We start from the raw sequence: 11943 nt of genomic DNA on the forward strand, positions 1-11943 counted from the left end.
TTATTATCTTCAATTGGGTATATTTCACCAGCTCAATATGAAACAGACTACTATGATAATTTAAACGAGTCAGGTAAAGTGGCCTGACTTAAACAAACTGGTCTCCGATGAACTCGGGGCGATTCATACCTTTTAAACTTTTGGTAAATAAAAGTGTTTGCGTTTTCTGCATATGGCTTTCTCAAGACAAAGGTTTCATTAGCCCAGTACTACTATAAAACAGTATAACTTTGATGAAGTTAGCTGAAAGATAGTCTAGAATCTCTCAAAGAGCAAATAATGTGCAATCTCCAATGATTCTCATTGACTTAAATTTTAATGCTATTTTTGAGGCTTATACCTCCATCATAGATATCTCGGTAATATTTCTGGAAACGTCTTCACAATACTGTACTTTGCTCTTGTGTCGTACCCGCAATATAAACACTCTCGACTATAAGCCCTGACTCTTGACGGCTACCTGACAGCAATAAGTTGAACTTTGACTGAATCTCCTCAGTTGCATCGTGTGTTTGGCTCTCTAATGTTCTTACTTCATAAGCAACAGTCCCCCTATTCGCCGGCTTTGCAGCTTCTATCGCAGCATTCAGTTCCAGTAAATTGGTTTATAAGGCAATTCCTTGAATGACAGATAAAATATCAATAAAACTTCGCTTTTTGCTCTAACTTATTCATTGTTATTTTTACTTGTTCTGAGCTATGCGCAACTTTGCCAATTGTGGCTGCGGTGTTCTTTATCACTATGTTGCCTTGTCATCATCAACAGCATATTTATGATTAACCTTGTCAGTAAAGCTCGTGGTATAATACAAATCCTTGTAAAATTTATCTGGGGCTTTCTTTTGCCAATAAAGTCTCTATAGATAACAAGCGGTAGGTATCCGGAACTATTTGGCCCATAACTGAAATTATCTTTCCCACTATATAGTATTTGCTATTGACGGGCCTCCACTACCAGGGAGTAGCTCCCAGCCATTGCTTTTTGAGTATTTTCTGGTGAAACCAACCAGGAGTATAGCGAGTCAAATCAGATTTATTGTCTTAATTTAGGTTTTATAAAGCGGAACCCAAGTGCTCTCAATTCATAACGTATGGAATCTAAGGAGTCGTCATATTTTAAAGCATTTTAATTATTACTCCATTTTTGATAAGTGCTTGTCAAATAACGCTCAAAGCCGCGGTGTGTATAGCGTGTCCAGCAAGCGGGGCAATACAGTTTAAGCCCGAATTTCATAGACGGCCTGTGTCACCTTCATATATATGTAAATTTAATCTCATATACAGGGTGGGGAAGCTCTCAAATAGCCATGGATTCTGTTTCCGCGAATTTCAAAGGCAGGCTGAGTAGTTCACTTTGTTGCCTATAATTAAGTAGTTGGTTTGAGTTGTCCGCATATAATCGCAATTTTCATTCCATCGTATAATTCAGAAACGAGATTCTCCTTTTCGTACGATAATTTTATAGTGCGAACGTCATGCATCATTCTGCCGATGTCATTATACTAACCTCAAAATCTATTCATTCACTACATACAGTCTTTTGATTAAATAATTGTAATGTTCAGCTTCACTTGTTGTCCTGATACAACTCTTTAATGGTGAGATCTTACAAGGCTCATCACCGAATACAATGATAGGTACATGGCCATAAAACATAACCGTGTTAGTGTCATCAGTGAAAGAAACGTTCAGCTTAGGTGTTATTGGTAAAGGTCTTTTCACCTTGATAAATTCGCCAGGTTTTGATTTCACTAATTCAATTTCTTTTTCAACCCATGGCGCCCATTCAGATCTAGTTTTACCTGAAGGTGGGTTATCTTTACTGCCGGCTAAATACTTAAGAAACTCTTCTTTGTTAATAGTTCTCATACTATTTTTGTTACACCAAGTAAAACCAACTCGTTTAACTGGGCCATCAGCAGCTTTGATCAGCCTGTATATTTGTAAGGTAATAGCGTTAGGGCAAATTGACTGTATTAGCTCTCGCTTTTGACCTTGATTGAGTTTGCTGCTGTTGATGAGCTCTTTTATTATCACTTTTTGTAAATTACATGCATCCACCAGCTGTGAAGCTGATTGATAATGAATTGGCGCCAATTGGATAAAGCCAGGTAGTCTAAAAGGGTATTTAGGTGAGTGGTTATAATCTGGCGTAAACCGGGCAAAAGAACCTGTGGCCATACTTAATGCAGTAAAGCCGGTATGCTTTTCAGGGATTACTAATTCCCAGCCACTAGTATCGGACATATCACCAGCTGAAGCTGGTAACTTATAGCATTCAGCATGAACCACCTCACATTCATGAAGGAATTGGTTAAGTGCTTCAGTCGCACTAACTAATTGGTTAAATGCAAACGCAACATCATTATACAAAGACATAGGCAATTCAATTAAGCGGTTAATTTCTATACCATCATACCATTTATTGTATATAAAGCATACACCTCAGCATCTGCGTTTTTGTCCTTTGTTTAATTTAATTTTTCTTTTATTTATTTTTATCTTCTTGAAGTAGGGCGCAATTCAATCAGGGTTGTTCAATGGCACTATGGGCGGGTGAGTATTGATTTAAGATATTAGTATGATGGTATAGCTTTAATGTTGTTAGTTAAGGTAGCCTTAATTCTTAGAAACAAGATATCCAGATGAAAATAACAGTGGATCTTTTATACCCTGCTAAATGCTTGATAAACTGTTAGCATTTGTAATGCTCATATCAAAAAATTCCTGCTCCAGTTATTGCTGTTTTATCAGATAATCTGCATGAGATAGAGTCACACGTTGGATTAGATAACCTATTTACGTATGCTGACGCACCAGGTGAACCGCCTGTAGGGTCTAAACAAGTAAAAATACAAGCTTGGTTACGACGAATTAATGAAGAATCTGATTTCCACTTAAAATTCTAGGGAAAATCATTGAAGAATACATGGAGTTATCTGATGAATTAGCTCAAGATAGCTATCAATGGGGGGACGGTAGTTCAGCTCCCAGCAAATCATTATTGGAGGTAATTAAAGGTCATGATATCCCTTCAATAGAAGCTGAGTTTAACCGCGCATTAAATAATGTAAATTCAGCCCCACGAGACGCTGTTTCCGCTGCATGTAATATATTAGAGTCAATCTTTAAGGTATACATTGAAGATAAAAAATTACCGTTCCCCCAAAAGCAAGATCTCCAAGGTGTCTGGAAAGTAGTAAGAGATGATTTAGGTTTTGACACTAAACTAGTTCAAGATGATGATCTAAAGAGGATTATATCTGGGATGTTGTCAATTGTGGGAGGCATTGGTGCATTTAGAACGCATGCTAGCTCAGCGCATAGGGAAGGACGCAAGGTTTATAATTTGAAACCACGCCACGCTAGGCTTGCTATTCACTCTGCGCATACTTTAGCATTATTTGTCCTCGAAACTTGGGATGAAAAAAGTCAAAAAAGCCTAAGAGTGTTTAAGCTTTGAATTAGCCGTTTAATGCTTGTGTCCTAAATGGCCAAGATTTGAGCCGCTGGAGTAGAAAATGTATTTGGCATGGGAAGATCTATTTCTTACTTTGTTTTTAGGCCGATTTCGAAAGGGGCGAGAAGCCCATAAATGAGTAAATCGAATTCTTAATCGCTACACTGGGGCAAGGGCAGCTTGATACTATTAAATTTGGGTAGGGTGTTATTAGAAATCGTTAAAGAAAGAGTTTTATCTGAGCCAATAATTTTTATAAAGCCAGACTCTTTATCTAATGTTTTTAGGCCTGTAAAAAATACCTCAGCAAACCAAAGAGCTTTGTCTTTATCCAATGTAAATCTTTTAGCTACATCTCCTCCAGCACCTCCAGCGCCACTATAACCAATTTCTACAACGTAATATTCTTTCATGTTTAACCTCTTATTTTAAATTAATTACTTTTTTACTATTGAACCACAAAGTTGGCCATCACGCTCAGAGTAAGAAAATTTAAAATTTTGAAACTCAGTAGATACCACTTTTATATTCTCAAGTTCAGATGAGTAAGTGTCATTCAATAGTTTTTCCTCTCCACTTATAGTGTTTAAGGCCGCATACGTAGTAAGAAGATCCACTTTTATTTGCTTTTTGATTGCAGCTCTATCATATGATAATGGATAACATGCAGTATTATCCCCAGGGATAATTGCTGCAGCTTCGCTAGATAAGCACGCTAAGATTATTGATATTAGTGCTGTACTATTTTTCATTGTAAGTCTTCCACATCGAGCATTTAAATCTAAGCTATCACACTCTTAAAATCGCGCTATTTTCCAGAACTAAACAATTTAACAGGCCCAAAACGCAATGTTCCTTGCTTTGAGTTCAATAGAGGCAATATCAAAGTAATGATTAAGGGAGTGTAAAACTCAAGTGGCAAAGTCATGCCGTATCGAAAATATGAATTCAAGCTGCAACTTCCAATGGATAATGAAATACAAAGTGAAATGTAAAATAACCCGCGTATTGGGCTTTGCTTTTTTTTAATGAGTAACATTTGAACCTCCAATTAACATCACTCAATGATAAATTTCAATGGAACATATTAAGTTTGTTTTTAATTAAAATTTCGATTTTTTTAGACCAAACATATTGGGGTTTTGCGCCCATCCCCTCGAAATTAACCTTAGTCTAAATTTTTAAGCTTTTTTCTAACTCTAATTACCGTACTTCGACTAACTCCAACTGCTTCAGCCGTTTTATTAATACTAAATCCAGCTTCAGTAAACGAGGCAATCCTATCATGAGCCTCTAAATCAGGCTGACGACCGTGATAAAGTCCCTTTTGCTGTGCTTTTACAATACCTTCTTTTTGCTTACGTTCACGTTCTCGATATTCTTTATATGCACTGGCCGCTAATATTTCTAACAGCATATTATTAATAGCACTAAGTATTGATCTCATAAAATCATCACTTGGAAAACTGCCAAATGTTAAATGACTGGTTGGTAGATCTAAACTAACAACACTAATTCCTTTTTCATTTATTGAGGCTACAAGAGTTTTCCAATCATCAGGGCTTAGCCTTGTTAAACGATCGATTGATTCAACTAACAAAACATCACCGGACTCTGATTCATCCAATAAACGAATTAGCTCTGGTCTATCTAAAGAATTACCAGATTTATTTTCTATATAAAAAGAAGCAATTCGTTTGCTGAAGCCAGAAACGAATTTTTTTAATGAGCTTTTTGCTCTATTTGCATCTTGCTCAGAAGTTGATGCTCGTAAATATGCTCTTATGAACATTTTTGCCTAATTAGGTCTATTTAGATGGTGTCATATCATATAGGTTTATTTAAGTGGTGTCATTACGTAATTGCCTGTGTTATATTAACAGTATCTTTAGGGTGTACTCATGTAGAACTGCATGTAATAACACTAATTTGGACTTTGATAATGAAAAAGGATAAACCATACATTGTTGTGGTTTAATATTGTTGTAACAACGGTAACTTTACTTATTTAATAGAAGAAAAAACAAAATCAATTAGCGATGTTTAAACTGGTATTCATTGATGGTCACTTTAATTAGATATAAAGTAAGTAAACAAAAAGTCAGTAAGGTAATTGATAACGTGTCTAAACGAACCATAAGTATGTTGGCTAAAGAACTGAGTGTAAATGTCGAAACAATTCGCTTTTATGAACGCAAAGGCTTAATTAAACAACCACCAAAGCCTATGCAGGGCTATAGACATTACCCGAAAGAAACGGTAAATAGAATACATTTTATCAAGCGTTCTCAAGAATTAGGTTTTACGCTAAATGAGATTGAAGGGTTACTTGCGTTAAACGATAGTCCATGTAGTAAAGTACAAGAATTAGCTAATAAAAAGCTGATCGCAGTACAAAAAAAGATGGCTGACTTGTTGTTGTTAGAACACGCTTTGGAAGAACATTTAGGACAATGCCAAAATAATGATGACGATAGCCACTGCCCAATAATTGATTCGTTGCAACCGAAGTAAATGATTCACTTAACTACCATTTCCCACTAAAACAGCATATCCAATTTTACTTCTGCGCCTTAATTCAAGTTAGCTTATTCCCCGTATCTGTCGTAGCAGATTATCAAAGATAAATTTTTTATAAATCACCCTTGACTCCGTACTTAGGTACATGCAATACACTTGCATTATCACTTAATGAGGTATCTATATGAATCAAAAAGAATCAAACCTTCCAATGATAGGAGGCATCATAGCAGCATTAGGCGCAGGCGTATGCTGTGTAGGTCCTTTGCTCCTGTTATTACTTGGGGTAAGTGGCTCATGGATTGGTAATTTAACTGCATTTGAACCCTATAGGCCATTATTTATCGCATTTGTAGTGTTGTTGTTTGGTTACTCAGGTTGGAAAATTTACCGTCCTGTAGAAGAGTGTGAGCCGGGAACGGCCTGTGCAATTCCTAAGAAACAGCAACAACGAAAAGTCATTTTCTGGCTGAGCGCTATAGTTGCGACAATTTTAGTGACCAGTAATTATTGGATACTTTTGTTTGCTTAATATACAGATCAAGAAATTTATAACATTTTAAAATTTGGAGCTAATTATGAAAAAATTATTATTAACCGCACTGCTTTCACTTTCTAGTTTTGGTGCTTTTGCTGAAGTAAAAACAGTTACACTGGAAGTGCCAACGATGAACTGTGCGACATGTCCAATCACAGTTAAAAAGTCATTAGAAAATGTTGATGGCGTTGAAAATGCGAAAGTTACCTACAAGCCTAAGCTAGCTGTTGTTTCTTTTGATGACACTAAAACCAACATCAATGCATTAATTGCAGCGACTACCAACGCTGGCTACCCTTCAAATTTAAAAAGTGAAAATAAGTAATGTTTAGCCCCTTAGAACTAGTTACGCGTATCGGAGATAAAGCAGGCTCTATAGGTGCACTTGTTTCGGCAATGGGATGCGCCATGTGTTTTCCCGCGATAGCTAGTCTTGGTGCGGCAATTGGGATGGGATTTCTTAGTCAGTGGGAAGGGGTATTTATCAATACGTTGTTACCACTGTTTGCAGTATTAGCGCTGGCAATGAATATCTTAGGCTGGTTTAGCCATCGTCAATGGCACCGTAGTTTTATCGGTTCAATTGGCCCCATTTTGGTTTTACTCTCTTTATACCCTTGGTTCCAGTACGGGTGGAGTTCATACGTTACTTATACGGGGCTAGGACTAATGGTTGCTGTATCAATTTGGGACATGGTTTCTCCTGCGAATAAACGCTGTGATGATGAAACTTGTACCGCTTAACTTTTTAAGAGGAATAAAATATGTCAACGAATAGTTGTTGCTCGTCAAATGACATCCAGCCAGAACAATTACATGTAGCCATTATTGGTAGTGGTTCAGGGGCCTTTGCCAGTGCGATTAAAGCAGCAGAAGGCGGAGCAAGAGTTACTATCATTGAAGGAGCCGATGTAATCGGAGGTTGCTGTGTAAATGTCGGCTGTGTTCCTTCAAAAATATTGATCCGTGCTGCGCAATTAGCGCATCAGCAACGTACTAACCCGTTTGATGGTTTAGAAAATATTCAGCCACAACTTAGCCGCTCCTTATTAGCACATCAGCAAAACGCTCGCGTCGAAGAACTACGCGATGCTAAATATCAACGTATTTTAGAGAGTAATCCCGCGCTATCTTTACTTAAAGGTTATGCACGTTTTAAAAATCAAAATACCTTGCTAGTTCACAAGTCTGATGGTAGTGAAGAAGAGCTGGTTGCAGATCGCATTTTAATTGCAACAGGCTCTACACCAAGCATTCCGCCAATTAAGGGTTTAGTTGATACACCTTATTGGACATCAACAGAAGCCTTATTTGCAGAAGAGTTACCGAGTAGTCTAGTTGTCATCGGCTCCTCCGTTGTTGCTCTGGAAATTGCGCAAGCTTATGCCCGTTTAGGTAGCCGTGTGACAATTCTAGCCAGACATACCCTTTTATATGCTGAAGATCCGTTATTAGGTGAAAAACTGGCAGAGTGCTTTGAAAAAGAAGGTATTAGGGTACTTAATAATACGCAAGCAAGTCATGTTTCTTATGATAGCAATGGTTTTTCATTGGAAACTAACGAAGGAACATTAATCGCTGAAAAATTGCTTATCTCTACGGGTCGCCATGCAAATACTGGAAAGCTTGGTTTAGAAAATGTTGGTGTTGAAACAGATAAAAGTGGTGCCATTGTTGTTAATAGTATGATGGAAACATCAACAGCTAACATTTATGCCGCTGGAGATTGCTCCAATATGCCACAATTTGTTTATGTTGCTGCTGCTGCCGGAAGTAGGGCTGGAATTAATATGACAGGTGGAAATGCGCAACTCGACTTATCTACCATGCCTGCTGTTATATTCACCGACCCACAAGTTGCTACGGTAGGTCTAACCGAAGTACAAGCTTCAGCGGTAGGAATAAATACGATAAGTCGTGTACTTGATATGGAAAACGTACCAAGAGCTTTAGCAAATTTTGAAACGGATGGTTTTATCAAGTTGGTAGCTGAAGAATCCACGGGAAAACTGATAGGCGCACAAATTTTAGCCCATGAAGGCGGAGAACTGATTCAAAGTGCGGCTCTTGCTATTCATAATAAAATGACAGTCGAAGAATTGGCAGGTCAACTATTTCCGTATTTGACGATGGTTGAAGGATTGAAGTTATGCGCTCAAACCTTTAGCAAAGACGTTAAAGAGCTATCTTGCTGCGCAGGGTAATCATTTAACGGTAATGTACTTACAGAAATGTTAATGGAGTGCCAATTGATTGAATGTAATCAAGATATCTTAAGGCATTCCATTAACAACACAAATTGGAAGCATGCTAAATCATGATTAAATCTAAGGTTGAAAACATTCCTGTTGGTGAAGTCAGTTTTTTGACAGAGATACCTGACATCAATAAGTTCATTAGTAGTGATGATGATGCGTTGGATTTTCCTTTGAGTATTTCTCAACTGGCACTAGCTGCACAAACATCTGTCCATACGGTAAGAAATTATGTTCTTGAGAACTTAGTACACTGCGAAGAAAAAACTAAGTCAGGCCATTCACTTTACGGCTTATGTGCATTAAAGAGATTAAAGTTCATTCGAGCAGCAAGGGCGGCAGGTCTTCTTGTAGTTGATATCAAGCCATTACTAATGGCAATAGATGCAGGAGAAAGAAAAGTTCCTGAAGACATCCAAAAGCTGCTACTTACTAAAATCGAGCATAGAAAAGTATTTTTAAATCTAGTAACAAACCAAATTGAAGAGTTTTGCAATTAGAACAATTATAGAACAGTTCATGGCTCGACTAAAAACTTGTTAGCTTATCTGTTTTCTATCAATGTTAGCTTGTATATATCAAGCATATAGAATATCAACACCTCCAATTTTTAATGGCACTTTGATGCGCAGTACCTTTTGAATTAGAAATACAAACAGATGGCATTCTTTAACTTATTGATTCTACATCACTAAGTAAACCAGCTAAGTCGATTTCTTTGCGGTCTTTATTAAAGGCATATTCCCCATTTAGATTAATGTGTTGCCAAGCAACAGGTGAAAGCCGAGAAATAACATCAACCACATCTTGCCTACCGTTCCTCTCTTGGATTTGTAAAAATGCCGATAGTAACGCGGAATTATAATAAATAATGCAATTTGAAATGAGTCGAGCACAATCGTTCCATTGTGATACTTGGTAATCATTCCCCCCACGAAATTTATTGCCATTAACTGAAGTAATAGCACGTTTTAACTGATGGTATGCTTCACCTCTGTTCAAGGCTTGCTGGACGTAATGACGCAACGTTGAATTATCAACATACTCCAAAACATAAATAGATTTAATTAAACGGTCGTACTCATGCAATGCTGACAATCTTCGGCTCTTGCCGTTACTCAACTTTCTAATGATTGTGCTTTGAGTGGTGGTTTTACGACTCAATGAACAAACAATATGCTGAATATTGTCCCATTCTTCAGCAATTAGCTTATGATTAATATCTTTCTTTAATTGAATACGGCCTCCGTTCTCTTCAGTCACTTCAAATAGCTCAAAAAACACCTTTTTCATTTTCGCGTATCGAGGGGCGAATGTGTAACCAAAGAAATCTAATATAGCGAAGTTAACATTATTGGTACCATGCGTATCGGTCGATAAGGTATTAGGCTGTATATCTGAAGAGTTGTTATAGAGTAAGTCAAAAGCAAAGTGACCTTCATATTCGTTAGCGCCAATGACTTGCGTACTCACCGGAACATGATTAGAAACCAATGTTAATGCTGAAACACCTTTACCTTTGGAGAAGTACTTAGACGAATACCGAGCCTTAAACGTATTTATGCGACACTCAAATTTTTGACCATCAATGCTTGAAAACAACTGATTATCGTCCACATGGTAATAGGCAAATATTGGCAACGTGGCTATAGCATTAGAAACCTGATCATTAGACGTTTTGAGTGTTTCATATCTGACATAACTATCATCTACACTGCGTAATTTACCCATTGAACGGTCAGAGATATTCGCCATTTTATATAGGCCGTAATTGGTGCCGTTTGCCAATATACAGGCGATCAGATCTTCTTTATTTACTGGTGATTTTTCTTTAGTTGCTGATATGTGTGTAAATGAATTTAAGTAACCTGTCTTTTGATCAACAAACAACATGAGTTCAACGATACCCATGTGTTGAATTTGATTGTAGAGCGGGTTTTCAATTGTTTGTTGCCAACGGCTGTTAGGAATTGACCACTTGAGTTCGGCTTTGCCAGGAATAAACTCAACATACTTATTATCACCACTAAAGATATGCTCGCTTGCTTCCTTCAGCTTAACTTCTAATTGTTGGCTCTTATCTGCGAGTGTTTGGTTAATCGGTGTTGCCAGCTTATCAAGGCCAGTGTTTTCAATGATTGTCTCTTTTTGCTGCCATTCTTTAGGTTGTATAAGATCTGACGTTAAACTACGGTTATTAACGCTTTCTTTCACCGTTAAGCTATTACTGTGAAATAATTGTTCGGCTTTACGATAAAGGAAATACTCAAATCGATTAGCAATTAATTTGGTATTTTCTCCCTCTAAATACTCTCGGTCATGTTTAGGTACCACATCGATGTTAATGGTTTGGATAGCCTTTAATTCACTAAGTTCAGAATGTGCCATAACATACTGCTCATGGAGTTCATCCTTTAAATGAATGAACTCAATATCGATAGACATAAATAATGAGCGGATAAGTTTTTTAATTTTACTGGATTGTTTATCAATAAATTGCCATTCGTACTGACGGCCATCAAAGTCGTTATTATCTAAGTGATCACTTAACAGTTTAATACTGTCAGCAGGGATCAATTCAAAGGCTTTTTTACGTACATCACCAAAGCTTAAATCATCGTCCATATCGGTATCGATGAAGTACTTTAATAAACTACCAGCGGATTTTAATTTGGTTCTTACAATGGTTACATCTTCAACAATACGCTGCTTTGCATAGCCTTTAGCTGATTCGGTTAACTTCCTTACCAAGTAAATAAATGCAGCAACAAGATTGTCGTTAGTCTCTCGGTACCTGAAGAACAAGTAACAAACGAGATATAAAATAGTTTGGCTATCTGCGTGTCTTCTAAGCTTATAAACGGACTTGTGCTTTACCAGTGAAGCATAGTATTCAAGATTTTTAGGTGATAGCTCCAGTTCAGCAATCAGTGACTTAATTTCTGGATAAAGCGAGCGTATAATTTTATGCGTCTTCAGCTCTTGGGTGATTTGGCTCGTTGAAAAGTCCTTAGCCATTTTCTTTAACTTGGCTAAGTCAGTGAAGGTATTATTTGACTCAAGTAATTTAAGTAATGTTTTTCTGGTACCTGAAGACAAACTATCAAGCAGCACCATTTCAATTCGGTTACGCTCATTTGATAATACCGTAGAAATAGTGTCTTGCAGCG

Annotated in this window: 13 protein-coding genes; 7 read left to right on the forward strand and 6 right to left on the reverse strand. The window is 37.2% G+C overall.

Annotated elements, in window-relative coordinates; genetic code table 11:
• Window positions 1-380: 380 nt before the first annotated feature.
• Both L1266_RS22450 and L1266_RS21040 read right to left on the reverse strand, forming a co-directional pair.
• The gene (locus L1266_RS22450) at window positions 381-596 is read right to left on the reverse strand and encodes a hypothetical protein (protein ID WP_318532827.1); all 216 of its coding nucleotides are present in this window, start codon (window positions 594-596) and stop codon (window positions 381-383) included.
• A gap of 919 nt (window positions 597-1515) precedes the next feature.
• Entirely contained in the window at window positions 1516-2379 is an 864-nt protein-coding gene (locus L1266_RS21040) for a DNA replication terminus site-binding protein (protein ID WP_235378299.1), read from the reverse strand.
• 550 nt (window positions 2380-2929) lie between these two features.
• Here L1266_RS21040 and L1266_RS21045 point away from each other — a divergent pair.
• Window positions 2930-3463, forward strand: coding sequence for an abortive infection family protein (locus L1266_RS21045; protein WP_235374277.1), 534 nt, complete (start codon window positions 2930-2932; stop codon window positions 3461-3463).
• A gap of 149 nt (window positions 3464-3612) precedes the next feature.
• Here L1266_RS21045 and L1266_RS21050 read toward each other — a convergent pair whose 3' ends face one another.
• The 3 genes from L1266_RS21050 to L1266_RS21060 form a co-directional block, all read right to left on the reverse strand.
• Window positions 3613-3873 (reverse strand): hypothetical protein, encoded by a 261-nt coding sequence (locus tag L1266_RS21050; RefSeq protein ID WP_235378300.1) that lies wholly within the window; start codon window positions 3871-3873, stop codon window positions 3613-3615.
• Window positions 3874-3897: 24 nt separating this feature from the next.
• Entirely contained in the window at window positions 3898-4212 is a 315-nt protein-coding gene (locus L1266_RS21055) for a hypothetical protein (RefSeq protein ID WP_235374274.1), read from the reverse strand.
• Between the two features lie 416 nt (window positions 4213-4628).
• The gene (locus L1266_RS21060) at window positions 4629-5252 is read right to left on the reverse strand and encodes a recombinase family protein (RefSeq protein ID WP_008467336.1); all 624 of its coding nucleotides are present in this window, start codon (window positions 5250-5252) and stop codon (window positions 4629-4631) included.
• A gap of 350 nt (window positions 5253-5602) precedes the next feature.
• Between L1266_RS21060 and merR the strand changes: the two genes are divergently transcribed.
• The 6 genes from merR to L1266_RS21090 all read left to right on the forward strand — a co-directional run bounded on the left by merR (window position 5603) and on the right by L1266_RS21090 (window position 9273).
• On the forward strand, window positions 5603-5974 hold the full coding sequence (gene merR / locus L1266_RS21065) for an Hg(II)-responsive transcriptional regulator (RefSeq protein WP_033011277.1): 372 nt from the start codon (window positions 5603-5605) through the stop codon (window positions 5972-5974).
• 190 nt (window positions 5975-6164) lie between these two features.
• Window positions 6165-6512, forward strand: coding sequence for a mercuric transporter MerT family protein (locus L1266_RS21070; RefSeq protein ID WP_016899520.1), 348 nt, complete (start codon window positions 6165-6167; stop codon window positions 6510-6512).
• Between the two features lie 46 nt (window positions 6513-6558).
• Window positions 6559-6843: a mercury resistance system periplasmic binding protein MerP gene (gene merP / locus L1266_RS21075; protein WP_008110847.1), complete on the forward strand. Its 285-nt coding sequence runs from the start codon at window positions 6559-6561 to the stop codon at window positions 6841-6843.
• On the forward strand, window positions 6843-7262 hold the full coding sequence (gene merC, locus L1266_RS21080; protein WP_008467331.1) for an organomercurial transporter MerC: 420 nt from the start codon (window positions 6843-6845) through the stop codon (window positions 7260-7262). Before merP ends, merC begins: the two co-directional genes overlap by 1 nt.
• A 20-nt stretch (window positions 7263-7282) precedes the next feature.
• Window positions 7283-8722, forward strand: coding sequence for a mercury(II) reductase (merA, locus tag L1266_RS21085; RefSeq protein ID WP_008467329.1), 1440 nt, complete (start codon window positions 7283-7285; stop codon window positions 8720-8722).
• Between the two features lie 113 nt (window positions 8723-8835).
• Complete coding sequence (locus L1266_RS21090; RefSeq protein WP_008110853.1) at window positions 8836-9273, forward strand: MerR family transcriptional regulator; 438 nt, start codon at window positions 8836-8838, stop codon at window positions 9271-9273.
• A gap of 169 nt (window positions 9274-9442) precedes the next feature.
• Here the strand turns inward: L1266_RS21090 and L1266_RS21095 are convergent.
• Window positions 9443-11943, reverse strand: a 2501-nt coding sequence (locus L1266_RS21095; protein ID WP_235378301.1) for a Tn3 family transposase, incomplete at its 5' end; no start/stop codon positions are given.

The organism is Pseudoalteromonas sp. Cn5-37 (assembly GCF_021532495.1).
In the GTDB taxonomy this organism is placed as follows: Bacteria; Pseudomonadota; Gammaproteobacteria; order Enterobacterales; family Alteromonadaceae; genus Pseudoalteromonas; species Pseudoalteromonas simplex.